Origin of the sequence: Paraburkholderia sp. PGU19, from assembly GCF_013426915.1 — a bacterium.
Taxonomy (GTDB): Bacteria; Pseudomonadota; Gammaproteobacteria; order Burkholderiales; family Burkholderiaceae; genus Paraburkholderia.
In genome coordinates, this window is sequence record NZ_AP023180.1 from 501835 (window position 1) to 524556 (window position 22722).

General features: G+C 59.8%; 19 protein-coding genes. 15 read left to right on the forward strand and 4 right to left on the reverse strand.

Annotated features, from left to right (window positions below; genetic code table 11):
* The first annotated feature begins 211 nt into the window (after positions 1 to 211).
* Positions 212 to 1354, forward strand: coding sequence for a porin (locus tag H1204_RS19900; protein ID WP_180732384.1), 1143 nt, complete (start codon positions 212 to 214; stop codon positions 1352 to 1354).
* A 60-nt stretch (positions 1355 to 1414) separates the two neighbouring features.
* Here the strand turns inward: H1204_RS19900 and H1204_RS19905 are convergent, their stop codons facing one another.
* A complete protein-coding gene (locus H1204_RS19905) occupies positions 1415 to 2407 on the reverse strand; it encodes a GlxA family transcriptional regulator (protein WP_180732385.1) in 993 nt (330 codons plus the stop codon).
* 307 nt (positions 2408 to 2714) lie between these two features.
* Between H1204_RS19905 and H1204_RS19910 the strand changes: the two genes are divergently transcribed.
* From H1204_RS19910 to H1204_RS19930, 5 genes are all read left to right on the forward strand, one after another.
* Positions 2715 to 3659, forward strand: coding sequence for a choline ABC transporter substrate-binding protein (locus H1204_RS19910; RefSeq protein WP_180733236.1), 945 nt, complete (start codon positions 2715 to 2717; stop codon positions 3657 to 3659).
* Between the two features lie 75 nt (positions 3660 to 3734).
* Positions 3735 to 4664, forward strand: coding sequence for a 3-keto-5-aminohexanoate cleavage protein (locus tag H1204_RS19915; RefSeq protein ID WP_042314279.1), 930 nt, complete (start codon positions 3735 to 3737; stop codon positions 4662 to 4664).
* A gap of 43 nt (positions 4665 to 4707) precedes the next feature.
* A complete protein-coding gene (locus H1204_RS19920; RefSeq protein ID WP_180732386.1) occupies positions 4708 to 5673 on the forward strand; it encodes an L-carnitine dehydrogenase in 966 nt (321 codons plus the stop codon).
* Positions 5674 to 5766: 93 nt separating this feature from the next.
* Positions 5767 to 6258: a thioesterase family protein gene (locus H1204_RS19925; protein ID WP_180732387.1), complete on the forward strand. Its 492-nt coding sequence runs from the start codon at positions 5767 to 5769 to the stop codon at positions 6256 to 6258.
* Between the two features lie 51 nt (positions 6259 to 6309).
* Entirely contained in the window at positions 6310 to 7245 is a 936-nt protein-coding gene (locus tag H1204_RS19930; RefSeq protein ID WP_180732388.1) for an alpha/beta hydrolase, read from the forward strand.
* A 41-nt stretch (positions 7246 to 7286) separates the two neighbouring features.
* Here H1204_RS19930 and H1204_RS19935 read toward each other — a convergent pair whose 3' ends face one another.
* Entirely contained in the window at positions 7287 to 7574 is a 288-nt protein-coding gene (locus H1204_RS19935) for a DUF3331 domain-containing protein (RefSeq protein WP_007749046.1), read from the reverse strand.
* A gap of 378 nt (positions 7575 to 7952) precedes the next feature.
* On the opposite strand from H1204_RS19935, the gene H1204_RS19940 reads away from it, so the two are divergent.
* On the forward strand, positions 7953 to 9038 hold the full coding sequence (locus H1204_RS19940) for an AI-2E family transporter (protein ID WP_180732389.1): 1086 nt from the start codon (positions 7953 to 7955) through the stop codon (positions 9036 to 9038).
* 62 nt (positions 9039 to 9100) lie between these two features.
* On the opposite strand, the gene H1204_RS19945 is transcribed toward H1204_RS19940, so the two are convergent.
* Complete coding sequence (locus H1204_RS19945; protein WP_180732390.1) at positions 9101 to 10204, reverse strand: OpgC domain-containing protein; 1104 nt, start codon at positions 10202 to 10204, stop codon at positions 9101 to 9103.
* Positions 10205 to 10753: 549 nt separating this feature from the next.
* Between H1204_RS19945 and H1204_RS19950 the strand changes: the two genes are divergently transcribed.
* The 8 genes from H1204_RS19950 (at position 10754) to H1204_RS19985 (ending at position 21228) form a co-directional block, all read left to right on the forward strand.
* The gene (locus H1204_RS19950; protein ID WP_243468735.1) at positions 10754 to 12217 is read left to right on the forward strand and encodes a UDP-glucose/GDP-mannose dehydrogenase family protein; all 1464 of its coding nucleotides are present in this window, start codon (positions 10754 to 10756) and stop codon (positions 12215 to 12217) included.
* Positions 12218 to 12219: 2 nt separating this feature from the next.
* Complete coding sequence (locus tag H1204_RS19955) at positions 12220 to 12663, forward strand: low molecular weight phosphotyrosine protein phosphatase (RefSeq protein ID WP_180732391.1); 444 nt, start codon at positions 12220 to 12222, stop codon at positions 12661 to 12663.
* Positions 12657 to 13832: a polysaccharide biosynthesis/export family protein gene (locus H1204_RS19960; protein ID WP_180732392.1), complete on the forward strand. Its 1176-nt coding sequence runs from the start codon at positions 12657 to 12659 to the stop codon at positions 13830 to 13832. The genes H1204_RS19955 and H1204_RS19960 overlap by 7 nt, the downstream gene beginning before the upstream one ends.
* 141 nt (positions 13833 to 13973) lie before the next feature.
* The gene (locus H1204_RS19965) at positions 13974 to 16169 is read left to right on the forward strand and encodes a polysaccharide biosynthesis tyrosine autokinase (RefSeq protein WP_180733237.1); all 2196 of its coding nucleotides are present in this window, start codon (positions 13974 to 13976) and stop codon (positions 16167 to 16169) included.
* Between the two features lie 15 nt (positions 16170 to 16184).
* On the forward strand, positions 16185 to 17114 hold the full coding sequence (locus H1204_RS19970; protein ID WP_180733238.1) for a glycosyltransferase family 2 protein: 930 nt from the start codon (positions 16185 to 16187) through the stop codon (positions 17112 to 17114).
* Positions 17111 to 18427 carry an IS701 family transposase gene (locus H1204_RS19975; protein WP_180732393.1) on the forward strand — a complete coding sequence of 439 codons (1317 nt, stop codon included), beginning with the start codon at positions 17111 to 17113 and terminating at the stop codon, positions 18425 to 18427. The genes H1204_RS19970 and H1204_RS19975 overlap by 4 nt, the downstream gene beginning before the upstream one ends.
* 218 nt (positions 18428 to 18645) lie before the next feature.
* Positions 18646 to 19797 carry a glycosyltransferase family 4 protein gene (locus H1204_RS19980; protein WP_180732394.1) on the forward strand — a complete coding sequence of 384 codons (1152 nt, stop codon included), beginning with the start codon at positions 18646 to 18648 and terminating at the stop codon, positions 19795 to 19797.
* A gap of 3 nt (positions 19798 to 19800) precedes the next feature.
* On the forward strand, positions 19801 to 21228 hold the full coding sequence (locus H1204_RS19985) for a glucose-6-phosphate isomerase (RefSeq protein WP_243468736.1): 1428 nt from the start codon (positions 19801 to 19803) through the stop codon (positions 21226 to 21228).
* A 38-nt stretch (positions 21229 to 21266) separates the two neighbouring features.
* Here the strand turns inward: H1204_RS19985 and H1204_RS19990 are convergent, their stop codons facing one another.
* Entirely contained in the window at positions 21267 to 22583 is a 1317-nt protein-coding gene (locus H1204_RS19990) for an IS701 family transposase (RefSeq protein ID WP_180732393.1), read from the reverse strand.
* Positions 22584 to 22722 lie beyond the last annotated feature (139 nt).

Genomic DNA, 22722 nt, shown 5'->3' on the forward strand with positions numbered 1-22722 from the left:
CGGTTCCGCAAGGGGCCGCGCGCTTTTCTTATGCGGTACGCGGGTTCGTTTTGTTGCGTGTGTCGCTAACAGACCAAAGTACGTCGTGTTTGGTCGAGTTGCCTGAAAAATGGATTTGTACTGTGCATTCATCGTCATGCGAATTGCACAAGCCGCGAAGTCCGCTTCGCATCCCTATCCCCCTCGGAGTCAGGCAAGAGAGAACCACACAATGAAAAAACTGAATGCCGCAGCACTGACAGGCGTCGCGCTCGCGCTCGCTGGAATGTCGAACGCGAGTCACGCGCAGAGCAGTGTCACGTTGTATGGGATCATCGACGCGGGCATTACCTGGGTCAACAATACAGGTGGCTCGCACGTCGTGAAGTTCGACGACGGCATCTCATACGGCAACCGCTTCGGCATCAAGGGCACGGAAGATCTGGGCGGCGGCTTGCAGGCGGTGTTCACGCTCGAAAGCGGTTTTCACCTCGGCAATGGGCAACTGGGTTTCGGTAGCGCGCTATTTGGGCGTCAGGCTTATGTGGGGCTGAAGAACCAATGGGGCACGCTGTCGTTCGGCAATCAGCTGGATATGACAGAAGAGATGGTGTACCTGTACAACGTCTCGGCGTGGGGGAGCGGCTACGCGATTCACCAGGGCGACTTCGACCGCTTCAATGGCGACCGTCTGCCCAATTCGGTGAAGTTCCTGTCGAATGAATTCGCGGGCTTCATGTTCGGCGGCATGTACTCGTTCGGCAACGTCGCGGGCGATTTCCACCAGGACAGCGCATGGAGCGTCGGTGCGCACTATGCGAATGGACCGTTCACGATGGGCGCGGCCTATACACAGTTGAACAATCCGCACGGCATCTACGCCTTCGATCCGTACGCGATGCTCGGTGTACACACTTTCCTCGGCCAGCAGACGGTTACCGTCGATCCGGCGACAGGTGCGAGAACTGATCTCTTTTCGAGCAACCCATTTCCTGTCGATAAGCAGGGCACCTTCGGCGTCGGCTCGAGCTATGCGATCGGCGACGTGACGCTGATGGGCAACTTCACCTATACGACGATCAAGGGCCTGGGCGTCACGTCGCACATGAAGGTGGGTGAAGGCGGCGCGAGCTGGCAGGTGACACCGGCGTTCAGCGTGATCGGCGGCTACCAGTACACGAACTTCGAAGGACATCACTGGAATCAGGGCTCGCTGGGCGCGCACTATCTGCTGTCCAAGCGCACGGACGTCTATATTTCTGGCGACTACCTAAAGGCGTCGAGCGGCGTGGATGCCGTGATCGGCTATAGCTTCACGCCGTCCACCACGACGACACAGGCCGATGTGCGTATCGGCATGCGGCACTCGTTCTGATGCCGGTTCGATTTGCCTTGTTCGCAAAGGGCAAGGCAAATCGATTAAACGAGGCTGCATTCAAGGCACTGCGGTCTCCAGTGTCGTATTGGCATTGCCACCGGCGGTCTGACGCAGCGGACTCCGGTCGCTGCGCGGACTCGTGCCGAACCGCGCGCGATAGGTCCGCGAGAAGTGCGACGGCGACTCGAATCCGCACGCGACACAGATTGCCGTAATCGACATATCGGTCTGCCTCAAAAGCTCGCGCGCACGATCCAGCCGCAATTGCAGATAGAAATGGGTCGGTGTGTCCTTTAGGGATGAACAGAAAAGCCGCTCCAGCTGTCTGCGCGTGACGCCGATTTCCTGCGCGAGATCGGCAGGCGCAAGCGGTTCTTCCATGTTCTGTTCCATCACGCCGATCACCTGAATCAGCTTGCGGTTATGCACGCCGTAACGCGCGGCGATTTCCATGCGCTGATGATCGGAGCGCTGGCGAATGCGGCTCACGACGAATTGCTCTGAGATCGACGAAGCGAGCGCCGCACCGTGGCTGCGCGAAATCAGGTCGAGCATCATGTCGATCGACGCGGTGCCGCCCGCGCACGTGATGCGTCGCGCGCCGATCTCGAATAGCTCTTCGCTCGCATCCACCGACGGGTAGCGCTCGCGGAAGGCGGAGAGCGCTTCCCAATGCAAGGTCACGCTGTCGGTTGCGCGCAGCAGTCCCGCTTCGGCCAGAATAAAGGCACCCGTGTCGATGCCGCCGAGCGTCGCGTGCGCGTGGTCGAGCCGCCGGAGCCAGTCGCCGAGCGCGCGGTTGTAGCACGCGAGCGGATCGAACCCCGCGACGATAAAGACCGTTCGCGCGTGATCGACATCGCCGAAGGCGGCTTCGGCATTCATCGAAATGCCGTTGCTCGCGGCGACGGGCGCGCCGTCCACGCTCAGGATATGCCAGCGGTACAGGTTCTCGCGAAAGCGGTTCGCGACGCGCAAAGGCTCGATGGCCGACATGAAGCCAAGAGCCGAAAAGCCCGGTAGCAGCAGGAACGAAATGTCTTCGGGCATCGCTCGATCTTCTGGATGTCAGGTTGGCCGGATTCGTCGAATCCGGCGAGCGTAGCAAGCAGCATGCAATGCGGCAAGCCGACAAAAAACACCTTCAGATGGCGCAGCGCACCAATCGCGTCGACGCATGCTGGTTTTCCCTCATGGTCGCGCGCAAGCAAGAACGGGTCGCTGATAGTCGATTTTGCCGGAATATGGATTTGTACCTTTAATGCACATCGCGTCTTTCCAGGGTCGTCTCACTCGCCGCCCGTCATGCGGGCGTTCTAGAACATTACGAGCTGTGTCGAAGGGGATCGTCATGAAGTTGATCATCAAAGCCGTTTCCGCATGTCTTGCCGGCCTTCTGGCCGCACTGTCGCTGCCCGCGCTCGCGCAGGACCCGCCGAGCTGCCGTGCCGTCCATTTCGCGGATATCGGCTGGACCGACATCACGTCGACGACGGCGCTCGCGTCGACAGTATTCGAAGGGCTGGGTTATCAGCCGGTGACGACGGTGGCGTCCGTGCCAATCTCGTTTGCCGGGTTGAAGAGCAAGCAGCTCGACGTCTCGCTCGGCTACTGGTGGCCCGTGCAGGAAAAGGCGATTGCGCCGTTCGTCGATGCGAAGTCGATCAACGTCTTGCAGCCGCCCAATCTGACGGGCGCGAGGGCGACGTTTGCCGTGCCCACTTACGAATACGACGCGGGATTGAAGACTTTCGCCGATATCGCGAAGCATCGCGCGGAACTCGACGGAAAGATCTATGGCATCGAGCCGGGCAGCAGCGCGAATGCCGCAATCCAGAAGATGATCGCGACCAACCAGTTCGGTCTGGGCGGATTCAAGCTGATCGAATCGAGCGAAGCGGGCATGCTCGTGACCGTCGACCGTGCGGTGCGCGAGAAGAAATGGGTGGTCTTTCTCGGCTGGCAGCCGCATCCGATGAACATTCAGCTCGATATGAAGTACCTGAGCGGGAGCGAGGGCGTATTCGGTCCGAACGATGGCGAAGCGCGTGTCTATACGCTGACGTCGCCGGACTTCCTGACGCGCTGCCCGAATGCGGGAAAGCTCGTGAGCAATCTTCGCTTTACCACGCAGCTCGAGAACGTCGTGATGCAGTCGGTGATGAACAAGGAGAAACCGGCCGAAGCCGCTAAAGCGTACTTGAAAAAGAATCCGCAAGTACTCGACGAATGGCTTGCAGGCGTCAAGACGTATGACGGCAAGGATGGCTTGCCTGCCGTGAAGGCTTATCTCGGTCTTTGAGGTTCGACATTCGAATACGGAAAGTACTGTTCCATTGCAACCAATCAGACACCACAGTTAACAGGAATTGCACGCATGAACCATGAAGTGATCGTGACCTGCGCCGTCACGGGTGCAGGCGACACCGTCGGCAGGCATCCCGCCATTCCCGTCACGCCCAAACAGATCGCCGATGCCGCGATCGAAGCCGCAAAAGCAGGCGCAACCGTCGCGCACTGCCACGTCCGCGATCCGAAAACGGGACGCGGCAGCCGCGATCCGAATCTGTATCGCGAGGTCGTCGACCGTATTCGTTCCGCGGATACGGACGTCATCATCAATCTGACGGCGGGCATGGGCGGGGACCTGGAGATCGGTCCCGGCGAAGACCCGATGCGCTTCGGCGCGGGCACCGATCTGGTCGGCGGCCTGACGCGGCTTGCGCATGTCGAAGAGCTTTTGCCGGAAATCTGCACGCTCGATTGCGGCACGCTCAATTTCGGCGACGGCGACTATATCTACGTGTCGACGCCCGCTCAATTGCGGGCGGGCGCGAAGCGCATTCAGGAACTCGGCGTCAAGCCGGAACTGGAGATCTTCGATACGGGCCACCTGTGGTTCGCCAATCAATTGCTGAAAGAAGGTCTGCTCGATGCGCCGCCGATGTTTCAACTGTGCCTCGGTATTCCGTGGGGCGCGCCCGCCGATACGACGACGATGAAGGCGATGGTCGACAACCTGCCGCCGGGCGCGCAATGGGCGGGTTTCGGCATCGGCCGGATGCAGATGCCGATGGTCGCGCAGGCGATGCTGCTCGGCGGTCACGTGCGCGTGGGTCTCGAAGACAACATCTGGCTCGACAAGGGCGTGCCTGCGAGCAATGGCTCGCTGGTCACGCGCGCCGTTGAAATCATCGAACGGCTCGGCGGCCGCGCGCTGACACCGGCGGAAGGCCGCAAGAAACTCGGCTTGCCCGCACGTGGCGAACGGCTGCTCGAAAAGCGCGCCGCAGAACAGTTCGCCTAGCAGTTCGTATAACGCTTTGAATCAATCCAGAGGATCATCGGCAATGGCAGTGATTACGGATATCAAGACTTTTGCAGCAATCGGCGCAGGTGTGATCGGCAGCGGCTGGGTGGCGCGCGCGCTCGCGCATGGGCTCGACGTCATTGCATGGGACCCGGCGCCGGGCGCGGAGAAGCAGTTGCGCGACAACGTCGCGAATGCATGGCCTGCGCTCGAACGTGTCGGACTCGCGGCGGGGGCTTCGCAGGAGCGTCTGCGTTTCGTGAAGACGATTGAAGCGTGCGTCGCGGATGCCGACTTCATTCAGGAAAGCGCGCCTGAACGCGAGGAATTGAAGCTTGCGTTGCATGAACAGATCAGCCGCGCCGCGAAGCCCGATGCGATCATCGCATCGTCGACATCGGGCCTGCTGCCTAGCGATTTCTATGCACGCGCGTTGCACCCCGAGCGCTGTATCGTCGGGCATCCGTTCAACCCTGTGTATCTGTTGCCGCTTGTCGAAGTGCTGGGCGGTGAGCAAACCGCGCCTTCGACCATCGACGCCGCAATGAGCATCTATCGCGCGCTCGGCATGCGGCCGCTGCATGTGCGCAAGGAAGTGCCGGGCTTTATCGCCGACCGACTGCTCGAAGCGCTATGGCGCGAGGCGCTGCATCTCGTCGATGAAGGTGTCGCGACGACGGGGGAAATCGACGATGCGATCCGCTTCGGCGCGGGCATCCGCTGGTCGTTCATGGGGACGTTCCTTACCTATACGCTGGCTGGCGGCGACGCAGGCATGCGGCATTTCATGCAGCAATTCGGGCCCGCGCTGGAATTGCCGTGGACGAAACTCGTCGCGCCGAAGCTGACGGATCAGTTGATCGATCGCGTGGTGGACGGGACGGCGGAGCAGGTCGGTCCGCGTTCCATCAAGCAACTCGAACGCTATCGCGACGAATGCATCACGAACGTGCTGTCCGCGATTGCCGAAACGAAAGCGCGTCATGGCTTGAGGGCCGACGAATAAGGTCGGGTAATATCTGTGCGTGTGCGGGGCATCGAAACGAAACAGATGTCCCGCGCGTGCAGTACCTCATTCAAAGCAATGGAGACATTCGCCATGCCGCGACACGCGGAATTGCCTGCGTATCACGACGTCGTGCGCGCCGAGTGGGTCGACTACAACGGCCATCTGCGCGACGCGTTCTATATGCTGATTTTCAGCTTCGCCACCGATGCGCTGATCGAGCAGATCGGCCTCGACGACGCGGTGCGCAAAGCGCGTGGCCGCTCGATCTACACACTCGAAGCGCACATCCACTATCTGCACGAAATCAAGGAAGGCGCGCGAGTGCGGGTCGAGATGCGCGTACTCGCGCATGACGCCAAGCGCATGCACCTGTACCTCGAAATGTTCGCGGACGATGGCACTGAAGCCGTCGCGGCGGGCGAGCAGATGCTGTTGCACGTCGATACCAGCGGGCCGCGTTCAGCGGTGTTCGACAGCGATGTCGAAGCGCGCGTGCGCGCGCTCGTCGATGCGCAAGCGGCGCTGCCTGCGCCCCGATACGCGGGGCGCGTGATTGGCTTGCCAGGGCAAACGCGTAAATAGCGCCGCGCGCATTCGCGTGCATGATCAGAAAACATCAGCGGAGCACGCGACATGCTCGAACCTGAGATGGCTGAATTCGTCGAGTGCACGAAGGGTCTTTATCCGCGCGATCGATCGGCATCGACAATTGCCGAACAGCGAGCGGTGTACGAGCGGTACGCCGCCGCGTTCACGCCGCCATTGCCCGATGGCGTGACGACTCACGATGCGCCTTTCACATCGCCTGATGGACATACGTTCGACGTGCGCCTGTATGCGCCCGCTGAGCGCACGCGGTCGGCGGGCACGGTGCTGTATTTTCATGGCGGCGGCTTCGTCGTCGGGTCGCTCGACAGTCACGATCTGATCACGGCGCGCATCGCGGCGGATACAGGGTTGTGCGTGGTGGCCGTCGATTATCGGCTTGCGCCCGATCATCCCGCGCCTGCTGCTCACGACGATTGCGTCGCCGTCACGCGCGCCGCGCTCGATGGCCGCCTGCCGTTCGGTCCGCTACCGCGTTCGCTGCAACTGGCAGGCGACAGCGCGGGCGGCACGCTCGCGGCGAGTGTCGCGATGCGTCTGCGCGACGAAGGGAAAGCGGGCGTGCGCAGCGTCGCGCTGGTTTATCCGATGCTGGGCATCGAACCGCAATTGCCCGCGCGCGATTCGGAAGCCGATGCGCCGATGCTCACGCTCGCCGATGTGCGACGCTACGGCGCGCTGTATTGGGCGAGTCAGGCGCGCGATCACGCGTGGACCGTTCCGCTCGAAGCATCACGCTATGATGGATTGCCGCCGACGCTCGCGATCGGCGTCGAGCACGATCCATTGCGCGACGATGCCCGCGTCTTTGCCGAGCGCATCCGCGCGGCGGGAGGACAGGCGAGTACGCCCGTCGGCATCGGTCTCGTGCACGGATCGTGGCGCGCGCTGGCGACGAGTCCCGGCGTGCAGTGGATGCATCGCGAAGTGTGCCGCTTCCTCGTCGAACACGCGGCCGGTTGACGTCGGGAACCCCGACTGCCGATTGTTACCAGAAACGTGGGTTATGCAGCGAATGCGTGCTCAAGCACTTCGGCCGCGATCATGGCGGAGGCGTTCGCGGGAGCGGGGCGTTCGGCCGGTTTGAAGACGGCGTCGCCGCGCCGGATCTTTCTGCGCGAAACGGCGCAAGTGCCCGACGTATGCGCGGAGCGGCGGCGCCAGCGTTGCTCGCCATAATGGCAGCGGCCGGGTTCGATCCAGCGGATTACCAGCGTCGTGTCAGAGTGTTCGAGAATCTCGATGCGCAACCCGTTAGCGCCCATCAACGGTAAACACTCCAGGGTGGTCATGGTCGGCTCCGTATTTGTGGTGTGCCGAATTTAGACCCGCGCGCGCGTGAGAGCCATTGTGCTCGCGTAGAAACACTGTTCCCGATTTAGCAATAATCGGGTGTTGAGCATGCTTGCGGACGGTATAAAGCCGATTTGAGGCTTGTCATATCGATTACACGCAAATATGCAACGAACTGTTGTATGAAAGGCGGAAAAGGGCCGGACCGTTTGCCTGGTCTGCCGGCAATCGTTGCATCCTTTAAGATGAAGGGCTTGGCAGCGCCGCGGCGAGCGCGCAGGCACCGCGCATGCGCTTATCCGCTGACGGTGTTTGCCCGCCCCAATCATTGCGATGCACGTTCGTTGAACGCGCATCGAGTTTCATCACGAGGTCACATGAACCAGCGCCCGCCCGACGTTCCATCCAAGGCCGACATGCCGAACCGCCGCAAGATGCAGCGGCTGGCTTCGGCCGCGCTGTATGCCGTGATGGTGGCGCTGGCGATCTGGGTGATCCGCGATTTCGTGCCGGCCATTGCGTGGGCTTGCGTGATCGCGATTGCGCTGTGGCCGGCATTTCACCGGATCGAAGAGCACAGGCTGTTCAAGGGGCGTTCGACGCTGATCGCGACCGTTCTGACCATCGCTATCGGCTTGCTGTTTCTGCTGCCTGTCGGAATCGGGATTGCACAGGCGGCGGCCGAGGCGCATGACGTGATCGAATGGGCGCGTGACGCGCAGGAGAACGGTATTCCGTTGCCGGACTTCGTTCAGCATCTGCCGTTTGGCGCTTCACAGATCGGGGCCTGGTGGCAGGACAACCTGACGCAGCCGCTGCGCGATTCGCCCGCGATGAAGGGATTGCACGGCGGCGCTGTCGTCACGTTCGGCCGGCATTTCGGCGCGCGGGCCGCGCACGCGCTGATGCTGTTCGGCTTCATGCTCGTCACGCTGTTCGTGATCTTTCAGGCCGGGCCGAAGCTGTCGTGCGAATTGATGAAGGGCGTGCGGCGCGCGTTCGGCTATGACGGCATGCATCTCGCCGAACGGATGGCTGCGGCTGTGCGCGGGACGGTGTCGGGGCTGGTGGTCGTCGGGATTGGCGAGGGGGCGCTGCTGTTGCTTGCCTATATGCTGACGGGGGTCCCGCACGCGGCGCTGCTCGGGTTCGTCACGGCCGTCGCCGCGATGCTGCCGTTCTGCGCGCCGATCGTATTCTGCGGCGCGGCGCTGTGGCTCTTCATCGAGCAGGGCGCGCTCGTTCCTGCGATCGGCCTTGCCGTGTTCGGTTTCGTTGTCGCGTTTGTCGCCGAGCACTTCGTGCGACCGGTGCTGATCGGCAGTTCCGCGCGGCTGCCGTTTCTGCTCGTGCTGTTCGGGATTCTAGGCGGCGCGGAGACGTTCGGGCTGCTTGGGCTATTCGTCGGCCCGGCGCTGATGACGGTGCTGATGGTGCTATGGACCGAGTGGGTCGAGCGCTGATGCGACTTTTTTGATGCGGTGTCTGGTTTAGTCAGGCTCGCGTAAGTGCCTGATCGCGGATTTCAGGCGGGGCCCGAGCCGCGCAGGCGCAGCGTCAGCACGCGCGAGATCGGCACCGATACTTTGGCGACGGCGAACAGCGAGCCGATCGCGACGGCGTCGGCGACGAGGCCGAGCGGGACATTCAGATAGCCGTCGGTGGCCGTGTAGAGCAGCGAGTCGACCACAAGCGAGATCACCGTCCCCGCGACAAAGCACAACAGGCCCTTGCGCCCGACGAGTCCGACCCACGGCAGGCGCTGCGCGAGCGCTCGCACCCAGCCAATGCGCACCATATTCGCGACGAGCCATGCGATCGCGAGGAAATTCACCGCGCGCAGCCACGACAGATTCTGTTTCAGGCTGCTGTCCAGCGGCCCCGCTTCCACGAATAGCTTGAACCAGGCGGCAGCTGCGACGATGCCGCAGGCGAGCACGGTCAATAGCCACCCGTGGCGGTGCGCACTCGCGCGCTGATAAACGGGCTGCGTCTGCGCGATCACGCCAAGCACGAACATCAACTGCCACGCGAAGGGATTGAAGTCCCATTGCGCATCGTCCGCGACGGGCAGATGCGGCAGCAACGACGGCGCAGTCGACCACACGGCGAGGCTGACCGCCAGCAGCAGCCACGGCTTGCTGCGCGCGAGCGGCAGGATGGCGGGCACGGCAAACGCGAAGAATGCATACATGGGCAACACCGACGCCAGATACGGCTGGCGACGGAACAGCAGGATGTCGCGCAGGACGGCCGTGGGCGCGTCCATCATGTCGTCGAGATCGGTCGTGGCCATGTTGGGCGCGTCGATGCTGAACGCGCTCATCACGGCGCTTACGAGCAGCATCAGGACGGCCGTGATCAGAAACGCCCTATACAGCTCGAGTGAGCGCTTGAAGAAGCGGTTTCGTGCGTCGGCTTCCGTGTGGCGCTTCGCCAGCGACGCGTAGGCCGTGGCCGTCGCGAATCCACCGAGGAAGACGAAGACTTCGGCCGCGTCGCACAGCGCGTACGCGTGCAGCGTCGCGCGCGACAGGATGCTGCCGCCGATGTGGTCGACGACGATAAATACAAGAACCAGCCCTCGGAAGAAGTCCAGTTCGATCAGACGGTTTTTCGATGCCTGCATGCGTTTTTTCGGCGAAAACGCCTCCGCGAGACGGTGCGCGGGTGACGCGCAGCGCGGGCTCGGTGAGGCTGGAATTTTGGGGCGTTGCTTTGTGGCTGTTGCGCCGGTCGCGGTCCCTGCGGTGGGCCAGGGAGGGCTTGGCGCGGTAGCGCGGCGTTGGTTCGTGGCGGTTTCTATGAGGTTTTGCAGCATAGGGACCGAACTTGGAATCGCCGCACGACCCCATGTGGACCGACATTATCTCTCAGAGTTCCTCCGGATTGTGTTTTTGTTGGGAACGTGGTTGGCGCGGGTGATGTCTGGGTTGGAATATGAAATGAGGGTTGGCGAAAACGGTTCGGGTATTGGCGGGAAAGGTGGTGAGGGGATTCGTATGCTTGCGGGTCTTTGGGAGGGGGGCGAAGTCAGTCTACCTCGTTGTGCTTCGCACGGGCAACGGAGGCGAAGCACAGCTCAACTGGATTTGCGCGCGTCGAGGCGCGGCACTTTGGCGAGAGGCGTGCTTCTGCGCACCCCGTCGCATTGGACGCAAGGAATAGCTAGGCGCGTATGAAAATCACCATCATCGGCACGGGTTACGTAGGTCTCGTCACGGGCGCATGTCTTGCCGAAGTCGGCAACGACGTTTTCTGTCTGGACGTCGATCCGCGCAAGATCGACATTCTCAACAACGGCGGCATGCCGATCCATGAGCCGGGCCTGCGGGAGATCATCGCGCGCTCGCGCGCAGCGGGGCGCATCACGTTTTCGACCGATGTCGAGGCGAGTGTCGCGCACGGTGAGATCCAGTTCATCGCCGTGGGCACGCCACCCGACGAAGACGGCTCCGCCGACCTGCAATATGTGCTCGAAGCGGCCCGCGACATCGGCCGCACGATGAACGGCTTCAAGGTGATCGTCGACAAGTCGACGGTGCCCGTCGGCACTGCGCAGCGCGTGCGCGCGGTGATCGCGGAAGAACTGGAGAAGCGCGGTCTCGCGGACAGCGCGCAGCATCGGTTCTCGATCGTGTCGAATCCGGAGTTCCTGAAGGAAGGCGCAGCCGTCGACGACTTCATGCGTCCGGACCGTATCGTCGTCGGCGTCGACAATGACGAAGACGGCGACAAGGCGCGCGAGAAGATCCGCCGCCTGTACGCGCCGTTCAACCGCAATCACGAGCGCACGCTTTACATGGATGTGCGCTTGGCCGAATTCACGAAGTACGCGGCTAACGCGATGCTCGCCACGCGCATCTCGTTCATGAACGAGATGGCAAATCTGGCCGATACGGTCGGCGCGGACATCGAAGCCGTGCGCCGCGGCATCGGCTCGGACCCGCGCATCGGCTATCACTTCCTGTACGCGGGCGTCGGTTATGGCGGCTCGTGCTTTCCTAAGGACGTGCAGGCGCTGATCCGCACGGGCAGCGAGATGGGCCACAGCCTGCGCATTCTGGAAGCCGTCGAAGAAGTGAACCACGAGCAGAAGGAAGTGCTCGTGCGCAAGATCACGGACGCGCTCGGCGAAGATCTGAGCGACCGCACCTTCGCTGTGTGGGGTCTCTCGTTCAAGCCGAATACCGACGACATGCGCGAGGCGCCGAGCCGCCGCGTGATCGCGCAACTGCTCGCGCGCGGCGCGACGGTGCGCGGGTACGATCCCGTCGCGACGGCGGAGGCGAAGCGCGTGTTCGCGCTCGATCTCGCCAGCGCGCCCGACCACCAGGCGCGCCTGCACTTCACGAGCACGCAGGACGAAACGCTCGCGGGCGCCGATGCACTCGTCATCGTCACGGAATGGAAGGAGTTCAAGAGCCCGGACTTCACGCGTCTGAAGGCCGAGCTGAAAACGCCGCTGATTTTCGACGGCCGCAATCTGTACGAACCCGAAGCGATGTCCGAACTCGGCATCGACTATTACTCGGTTGGACGGCGAAGTATTGATCGTCGCTCTTCCCGTCTAATCGATCGACGAGCTAGTGCGATGACCTCCTTTCACTGCGATCAGATCGAGTTGAGAGAAGACTCCTGACCATGTTTTCCAACGTATTGATCGTGTGCTACGCAAATATTTGTCGTTCACCTGCGGCAGAAGTGGTCTTCAAGTCGTTGCATCCGGGAGTGTCCTGTAAGCCGGTGACCTATCACTCTGCGGGCGTTCGTGCGTTCGAGGGAATGGAAATGGATGCAGTTATGAAAGACCTGCTGGTGGCACAGGGGCTGTCGGTTGCACCACACCGTTCGAGACGCTTGAACATCGGTATGGTGCGCGAGGCGGATCTCATACTCGTTGCGGAACGAAATCAGATCGGCCAGGTGGAAGACCTCGATCGCGCTGCTCGGGGCAAGGTGTTTGCATTGGGCAATTGGGAAGGGATCGACGTTGTCGATCCTCATGGTAAGTCGGAGTCGTCATATCGCGCATCCTTGACTCTGATTGAGCGATTGGCGGCGGGTTGGATTGAACGTATATGTTGAAGCAATACTTTGCGAGTCTTGTCATTGTGCCGTTTCTTTCGGCGTGCATGACTGCACCGGGCAACTATCTCGATACGTCGCGGCTCAAAGAACAGTCGTCCGTCCAGACTGCGGAAGTGTACCCAGTAAAGGCGATCGATGGCGGGCTAATCGTGGAGCAGGCACGGTCCCGTGCAGAAGTCGAACGGGTGCAGCGGGCGACGGTCGATCAGCTCGCAAGCTCTGGGCGCTACGTGTATCACGTTCAGCCACAGGACATTCTCGGAGTCACGGTATGGGACCACCCCGAGTTGACCACGCCGACAATCACCTCCTTCTCATCCGGTGGTAACACGACTCAAACGCTTGCCGCAACCTTGCAGCAGCCGTACACCACGGCGTTACCTGGGCAGGCAGATCCCTACGGCCAGACGGTAGCGGCCGACGGCACCATTTTCATTCCTTTTTCAGGGCGCCTGCAGGTTGCCGGCAAGACGGTTGGTCAGATTCGCGATCAGGTAGCGACGAGTCTTGTTCGATTTGTCAGGAATCCACAAGTCGATGTTCGTGTGCTTTCGTTTCGCAGCCAAAAGGTGCAGGTAACGGGGCAGGTGAAGACTCCTGGGCCTTTGGCTGTCAGTGATGTGCCACTTACCCTGGTCGATGCAATCACGCGTTCGGGAGGGACGACTACCGATGCCGACTTGCAACGGATTCGTCTCGTTCGTAAGAAGCAGTTATACGTGCTTGACGCAAATCGGATGCTGGATCGAGGTGATATGTCGCAGGATGTCCTTTTACAGTCAGGCGATGTCATAAACGTACCGGACCGCGTTGACAGCCGAGTCTTCGTGATGGGGGAGGTAAAAACGCCAGCACCTCTCTCGATGTACCGGGGGAGCCTGACAATTGCAGACGCTCTAACGCAGGCGGGAGGAATTCTCGATTCCGACGCAAATCCGCGTCAGATATATGTGTTGCGAGGTATGAAGGAAAAGCCGACGACGCCTGATGTATTTCATCTTGACATGACTCAGCCGGACTCGATCATGTTGTCGACGCAGTTCGAGCTTCAGCCGATGGACGTTGTATATGTCGGAACAGCGGCTTCCACAACATTCAATCGCGTTTTGCAGCAAGTGTTGCCGACGTTGCAAACGCTCTTTTATCTGAAGCAGCTCACGCGCTAAGCGATCTTACGCGGATCTGGGTCACCTTAAGGTGACCCAGTGCGCTCTATTGAGTTGCTAAGCGGACTGGCCTTGTTTCCCCATCCTGTCGCAATACACGTTGAAGAAGCCGTGAGTATTGAAGTGAAAAATAATGGGATTATGAATCCCGGTACGCGACATGATCCGGAGGAGGAATTCGTCCTCGGTGATTTATTGCGCGTCATCGCGGAAGATGTCTGGTGGCTCGTGGGCGCGGCACTCGTGGTACTCACTTTGGGTGGCCTCTATTGCGCTTTCGCGAAACCGGTTTATGTTGCAAACGCATTGATAAAGATCGAACAGCCAAACGATGCCGCGCCGGCATTGATGCAGTTGAGCAGTGTCGCAAGTGCGATGACGCCTCTCCCGGCCGATGCGGAAATCGCGATTATTCAGAGTCGCGATGTGATGAAAGATGTTGTCAGGAAATTCAAGTTCGATATCACTGTTGAGCCGAAAAAATTTCCCGTTTTGGGGGGCTTGGCGTCGAAGCTGGCAACCCCGGGGCGGCCTGCGAATCCATGGCTCGGTTTAACTTCGTACGCATGGGGAGGCGAAGTTGCAGACGTGAGGAGCGTCGAGGTTCCGCCCACGCTCGAAGGGGAAAGACTAGTACTGACCAGCCGGCCCAATGGCCGCTACGATTTGCAGGATCCGGACGGAAATGTACTCGTCCGCGGGACTGTGGGTCAGGCATCGAGCGGGAATGGCGTCACGCTTTTCGTCAATCAGCTTATCGCTCGTCCTGAAACACAATTTTCGGTCGTGCGGATAAACGACGTTGATGCTGTCAACGGCCTTCAGAAATTTGTCGCAGTGCAGGAGCTGGGAAAGTTGACCGGGCTCGTCGACGTGTCTATGGAAAGCGATGATCCGGCGTTTGCGGCGGAAGCGACCAACGATTTGGCGCAAACGTATCTCCGACGCCATGTTCAGAGTAAGCAGGTTAACGCTCAAAACATGTTGTCTTTCCTGAAGAGCGAGGAACCACGCTTGAAGGCGGAGCTTGATCGGGCCGAGATTGCGCTTGCGCAGTATCAACGGAAATCGGGATCGATCACTGCAGGCGAGGAAGCTAAGGTTTATCTCGCGGGAAGTGTGGAGTACGAACAGCAGATGTCGGCAATGCGTCTGCAACTTGCAGCGCTTCAGGAACGATTTGGAGACGATCATCCGCTACTTAAAGCAACGCGTGAGCAGATCACCCAGCTAACAGCGCAGCGCGACCGCTATGAAGGTCGCTTCCGAGATTTACCAGAGGCCGAAGTACGTGCTGTGCAATTGCAGCGTGACGCCAAGGTTGCTGCGGAGATTTACGAGTTAGTGCTAACGCGCGAGCAAGAACTCTCGGTTCAGAAGGCGGGCACGGGAGGGAATGCACAAATAGTTGATATGGCGCTTCGACCTGGCACGCCAGTCAAACCAAAGAAACTGTTGATCATGTCCGCAGCGACAATGCTAGGTCTTATCCTTGGCGTGGTCGTGATCCTCGCCCGAAGGAGACTCTTCAAGGGGATCGAAGATCCGGAGGCCATTGAGCGCATGTTCCAACTGCCTATTTGCGGAATGGTGCCGTTGAGCGAGCAGCACGTGCAGACCGGTGGCCGCCCCGTGACCGGAAAGGTGTGGCTCCATTCAGTGTTGGCCCATGCAAATCCGGCGGACCCATGCGTGGAGAGTCTTCGAAGTTTGCGCACGTCGATGCAATTCACGATGCTCGATGCTCGTAATCGGATTGTCATGCTGACGGGGCCCGTTCCGGGCGTTGGTAAGAGTTTCCTTACGGTGAATCTGGCCGTTCTGCTCGCGAATTCGGGCAAGAAGGTTTTGATGATCGATGCGGATATGCGTAAGGGGGCGCTCGAGCGCTACGTGGGTGGTGCGGCTGGCGGCGGGCTTGCGGAACTTCTTGCAGGCAGCGTTTCAGTTGAGGAAACAATCAGGCAGACGCATTTTGACGGGCTTGATTTCATTTCGTGTGGTCGGCGGCCTTCGAACCCAGCAGAGCTGCTGATGTCATCGCGTTTCGCCAATTGCCTTCATGAACTGGAAATGCTGTATGACGTGATTCTTATCGATACACCACCTGTGCTAGCAGTAACAGATGCATCGCTCGTTGGTGAGCACGCCGGGGCGAGTTTCCTTGTTTTGCGATCTGGCATGCATCGTCCGATCGAGATTGCCGATGCCATCAAGCGGCTCAAGGTGGCTGGTGTTGATTTGAAGGGGGGGATTTTCAATGGTATGCCGTCCTCCGGGCGCTACGGCTACGGTGCCGTACATCGCTACCTGACAACGGAAACCTCTACTGTTTGACCCGAGATGAGAATGATGAAAATAACGGTGCTGGTTCCGACTTATCGTCGGGAGGAGGACCTCGTGCGGTGTCTTCTGGCATTGAGAATGCAGGAGCGCGGATGCGATGAGGTTGTGGTGGTAGCGCGGTCGGATGACGAGACAACTTTGGCGTGTTTGAAGAATCCAGAAGTCGCAGAGGGGCTTCCGCTTAAAGTCGCATTGAGCCAGGTGTCCGGTCAGGTCGCAGCACTCAATTGCGGCTTGGATGCTGCCACTGGTGATGTGATTGCGATCACTGATGACGATGCGGCGCCACGCCCGGATTGGGTGCGACGCATAGAAACCGCGTTTTGTGCGGATCCAAGGTTAGGTGGGCTTGGTGGACGCGACTGGATGCATCTTAAGGGCAGTGTGGTGTATGGCGAGCGTCCCATTGTCGGGAAGATAGCACTCTCCGGCAAAGTTACTGGTAATCATCATCTGGGTGCAGGCGAACCACGCGAAGTCGATGTGCTCAAAGGAGCCAACATGAGCTACCGTCGTGACGCGATTTGCAATATCCGTTTTGATACACGTTTGCGCGGCGCGGGCGCGCAGGTTCATAACGATATGGCATTCAGCATGAGCGTGAAGCGCGCCGGCTGGAAACTGACCTACGATCCACAGGTAGCGGTTGATCACTTTCCTGCTGAACGATTTGATGAAGATCGTCGAGACGCGCCGAGCTTGGTAGCTGTGTGCAATGCCGCATACAACTTGCATCTGACGCTGAGAGACCATTTGTCTCCGCTGCATCGCGGTATAGCGTGGTGGTGGTATGCGCTCATCGGCACGCGCGTCTATCCCGGTATGGCGCATGTACTGCTTGCATTGCTCTCTAGTCTCACTGTGTCACAAAATCTATTTGCAGTGAAGCGATACCTGGTAGTATTGAATAATACAGACTTCGGGCGATCGCGATGAGAGAAGATGTCGACGAATTTGACGCGTATCTGAATCATCTGGCGCTGGCGTTAGGGCACGCCGATCGCCATGCCGGCCTCAAGGGTTACTGTTCGGGCTTGGTAATGCCGTTGTCACGCAAGAGCGTCGAGCCGATGGCCGCGCATATTGACCCACTTCACGCGAGTGCGAAACACCAGTCACTTCACCATTTTGTGGCCAAGGCAGAATGGTCTGACCGGGCGGTCCTGCAGCGGGTACGCGAATGGGTGATGCCCGCGTTAGGCCTGCACGCTGCTGAAGAGGCTGGCTATTACTGGATTATTGACGATACGGGCTTCCCGAAGAAGGGCAAGCATTCGGTCGGCGTAGCGCGACAATACTGTGGGCAACTGGGCAAACAGGATAACTGCCAGATCGCCGTGAGCCTGTCGATCGCGACGCAACGGGGCAGTTTGCCGATTGCCTGGCAATTGTATATCCCCAAGGAATGGATTGACGACCGGGAACGTGCCCGTCGCGCTGGCATTCCCGACGAACTAGTTTTCCAGACCAAGCCACAGATTGCGCTGGCCCAGCTTCGCGAGGCCATAGCATCCGGCGTTGCGCCGGGCATCGTGCTGGCCGACGCTGGGTATGGCGACGAAACCGCATTCCGGGAGGGCATAACTGAACTGGGTTTGTTGTACGCGGTAGGGATCCGGCCGGTCACCTCTGTGTGGGCGCCAGGTACGGAGCCGCTTCCACCCAAGCCCTGGAGCGGGCGCGGTCAGCCACCGAAGTTGTTGCGCCGTGCGCCCGGCCATAAACCGCTCGCGGTGAAGGAACTGGCCATGCAATTACCCGTGAACGCCTGGCAAACCGTAACCTGGCGGGAAGGTAGCAACGCAGCACTTTCCTCACGCTTTGCCGCCGTACGGGTTCGTCCCGCACATCACGACTATTGGCGAAGTACGGTTCGCGACGAAGAATGGCTGCTTATTGAATGGCCTGATGGCGATACGGAGCCGCTCAAATACTTTCTCGCTACTGCCCCCGAGGAGGCGACACTTGAGCAGCTTGTGTTCGTGACCAAGATGCGCTGGCGCATCGAGCGCGACTATCAGGACCTGAAACAGGAGTTCGGGCTCGGTCATTATGAAGGGCGAGGCTGGCGTGGCTTTCACCACCACGCCACATTGAGTATCGCTGCGTATGGGTTTCTGATGGCTCAGCGACTGCGAATGCAATCAGGTGGACGCGATAAAAAAAACTTCCTTGAACGGGCGCTGCCTGCCCTTCCCTCGGATTACATCCCCCGGGGCAGTCCAGCGCGCTCAACGCCACGTTCCTGATTCCATTACCACGTTGCGCATCCTGCTTGGACTAAGGCTCATGCAACGATGGCTCGCTCCCTAGTACAGCAATCGAGCGCGCAATTATTTATATGACACAGTAGTACTAGCGAAAGGGAGGCGAAGGTGGCGCGTTGGCGGGCAGTACGTATCGGCGGACGTGAGGCACGCCGCGAGCAGTCACGGAGAAATGACGCCCCGACTACGAGTTTGCACGCATGACCACGAAGGTCCACGTACATCTGTTTTACGGCGCTGATCCGCGCTTCTACCGCCCGGGCGAGAACATCGGTTGCCTGTATGGCTATCACCATGCCGAGTCCGACGAATTCCAGTTGAGCTATTCGCAGGACGCGAAGGAAAGCAAGCCGGTACGTCTCATGCGCCGCGCACTGAAGAAGGTGCTCGGCTTCGACCTGATCCACACGCTGCGCAACCGCGACGAGATGCTGCGCTCGGATGTCATCTGGACGCACACCGAGCAGGAATGGCTGTCGGCCGCGCTGATGCTGTTGATGAACGGCAAGCGCGACGAGCAACCGCTATTGCTCGCGCAAAGCGTGTGGCTGATCGACAAGTGGCCGAACTATGGCGTTCTGCGCCGCTGGTTTTATCGCAAGCTGATTGGGCGTGCCGATCTTCTGACGACGCTTGCGCGCGATAACGCCGAGTTGTGCCGCGACTACTTCGGCCGCGATGCGACGCAGCTTTTCTACGGGCTGAACACGCGCGACTTTCCCGTGCAGCCGCCGAAGACATGGCAGCCGAATACGCCGCTGCGCATCGCGGCGATCGGCAACGATCGCGACCGCGACTGGGAAACGCTGATCAAGGCCGTCGGCAACGATCCGCGCTTCGCGGTGCGTCTCGCGACGCGGCGGCGCATTCCGCGCGCACTGCGTTCGCTGAACGTGCAGGTCGCGCCCGCTGCGGGCCTGAAGAAGCAGCGTGAACTGTACGACTGGGCCGACGTGGTCGTCGTGCCCCTGCGCCCTAACACGCACGCATCCGGAATCACCGTGATGCTGGAAGCAGCCGCCGTCGGCAAGCCGATGGTCGTGACGAACGTCGGCGGGCTGCAGGATTACTTTTCGGCGAGCGCGGCGGCGTATGTGCCGCCGTTCAACGCGGACGCGCTGCGCGAGGCGTTGCTCGGCCTCATCGCATCACCGGGCGAAGCGCTGCAACAGGCGCAGGCGGCGTCGATGGAACTCGTGTCGCGCGATCACACGACGCAGCACTATGCGCAGCAGCACGTGAGGCTCACGCGCGACCTGCTGCGCCGGCAAGCGCAACACGCGCATCCCGCGCAGAAGGCGAACGCGGGTGCAAACGCCCGCGTGCCGTCGCAGAGCCGGGGAGGGATGTAAGCGATGTCGTCGATTGCACGAGCCGGGATCGACAGCGCTGTACGCGCCGTCAAGAGCGACAAGAGCCATAAGAGCGTCTGGCTGCCGCCCGCGTTGCTGTGGCTCGTCACGGCGATGCTGATCGTCGCGCATCAGGGGACGGTGCTCACGCTCGCATTCCCGGTGCTGTCGATCGCCGTCGGTTTCTGGCTGTACTTCAAGGCGCCCGCGAAGTACGTCGGCTACATGTGGTGGCTGTGGTTCCTGAGTCCGGAAGTGCGGCGTCTCGCCGACTGGTTGAATGGCGTGTATACATCGAATAGTCTGGTCCAGATCGCCCCGCTCGCGGTCAGCATGATCAGCGGTCTATCGTTGATACGTTTTTTCTCGGTTCTTGCGCAACGACGAGGTCTGCCTGTTTTGCTAATGCTAACGGGAATAGCCTATGCATTTCTTGTCGGGGTCGTCTCCAATGGACTGATGGCTGCCTTATACGATCTCGCGAACTGGGTCTATCCGATACTGATCGGTTTTCACATCATGACGCACTGGCGTCTATACCGCGAGTGCAGAGCCGAGATCGTCAGCGCATTCATTTGGGGCATGTTGGTGACGGGTGCTTACGGCGCAGTGCAATTTTTTATCATGCCGCCTTGGGATGTCCTTTGGATGACGAACGCACAGATGAACTCTCAGGGCGACTCCGTACCGTTCGGTGTGCGTGTATTCAGCACGATGAACTCGTCTGGTCCGTTTGCATTTGTCATGTTGGGAGCAATGGTCTATGTAGCGGCCGCGGATCAACGCATACGCTGGATTGCGAGTGCATTTGGTTTTCTTTCTTTTAGTCTGAGTCTTGTTCGCTCTGCGTGGGGCGGTTGGATGATCGCGCTGCTTATTCAGGTCGCTAAATCGAGTGGCAAGGTGAGGTTGCACGTCGTAGCGAGTGGTACGGGTTTGGTCATCCTTGCGATACCTGTGCTTATGGTCGGCCCGATCGCCGAGCGGATGCAAACCAGATTGCAAACCATGGTCCACTTGGGCGATGACCAGAGTTACGTGGTTCGTAACCAATTCTACGCAAAGTTTGCAAGTATCGCGTTCACGAATATTGCTGGCGAGGGTATGGGGGCGACAGGCACATCGACGAAGCTGTCTAGCGTAGACGCGCGTCTTGGTCAATACGGGAATTTCGACAGCGGCGTGATGAACATCCCATTCGTGCTCGGATGGCCCGGAACGTTGCTTTATGTGTCTGGAATGATCTGGGTTTTGATGCGTGCGTTACTCATTTCCCCTCAGGTGCGAGGCGACAGTTTTGCGACTGCGAATTTTTCGATATCTTTTGCAACACTATCGATGCTCATGTTTACCAACTCGCTAGTACTACTGTGTCATATAAATAATTGCGCGCTCGATTGCTGTACTAGGGAGCGAGCCATCGTTGCATGAGCCTTAGTCCAAGCAGGATGCGCAACGTGGTAATGGAATCAGGAACGTGGCGTTGAGCGCGCTGGACTGCCCCGGGGGATGTAATCCGAGGGAAGGGCAGGCAGCGCCCGTTCAAGGAAGTTTTTTTTATCGCGTCCACCTGATTGCATTCGCAGTCGCTGAGCCATCAGAAACCCATACGCAGCGATACTCAATGTGGCGTGGTGGTGAAAGCCACGCCAGCCTCGCCCTTCATAATGACCGAGCCCGAACTCCTGTTTCAGGTCCTGATAGTCGCGCTCGATGCGCCAGCGCATCTTGGTCACGAACACAAGCTGCTCAAGTGTCGCCTCCTCGGGGGCAGTAGCGAGAAAGTATTTGAGCGGCTCCGTATCGCCATCAGGCCATTCAATAAGCAGCCATTCTTCGTCGCGAACCGTACTTCGCCAATAGTCGTGATGTGCGGGACGAACCCGTACGGCGGCAAAGCGTGAGGAAAGTGCTGCGTTGCTACCTTCCCGCCAGGTTACGGTTTGCCAGGCGTTCACGGGTAATTGCATGGCCAGTTCCTTCACCGCGAGCGGTTTATGGCCGGGCGCACGGCGCAACAACTTCGGTGGCTGACCGCGCCCGCTCCAGGGCTTGGGTGGAAGCGGCTCCGTACCTGGCGCCCACACAGAGGTGACCGGCCGGATCCCTACCGCGTACAACAAACCCAGTTCAGTTATGCCCTCCCGGAATGCGGTTTCGTCGCCATACCCAGCGTCGGCCAGCACGATGCCCGGCGCAACGCCGGATGCTATGGCCTCGCGAAGCTGGGCCAGCGCAATCTGTGGCTTGGTCTGGAAAACTAGTTCGTCGGGAATGCCAGCGCGACGGGCACGTTCCCGGTCGTCAATCCATTCCTTGGGGATATACAATTGCCAGGCAATCGGCAAACTGCCCCGTTGCGTCGCGATCGACAGGCTCACGGCGATCTGGCAGTTATCCTGTTTGCCCAGTTGCCCACAGTATTGTCGCGCTACGCCGACCGAATGCTTGCCCTTCTTCGGGAAGCCCGTATCGTCAATAATCCAGTAATAGCCAGCCTCTTCAGCAGCGTGCAGGCCTAACGCGGGCATCACCCATTCGCGTACCCGCTGCAGGACCGCCCGGTCAGACCATTCTGCCTTGGCCACAAAATGGTGAAGTGACTGGTGTTTCGCACTCGCGTGAAGTGGGTCAATATGCGCGGCCATCGGCTCGACGCTCTTGCGTGACAACGGCATTACCAAGCCCGAACAGTAACCCTTGAGGCCGGCATGGCGATCGGCGTGCCCTAACGCCAGCGCCAGATGATTCAGATACGCGTCAAATTCGTCGACATCTTCTCTCATCGCGATCGCCCGAAGTCTGTATTATTCAATACTACCAGGTATCGCTTCACTGCAAATAGATTTTGTGACACAGTGAGACTAGTGAGCACCGGCGGTCTGCTATTTTTTGGAAGCATGTTTGCCATTCTCTCTGCGGTAC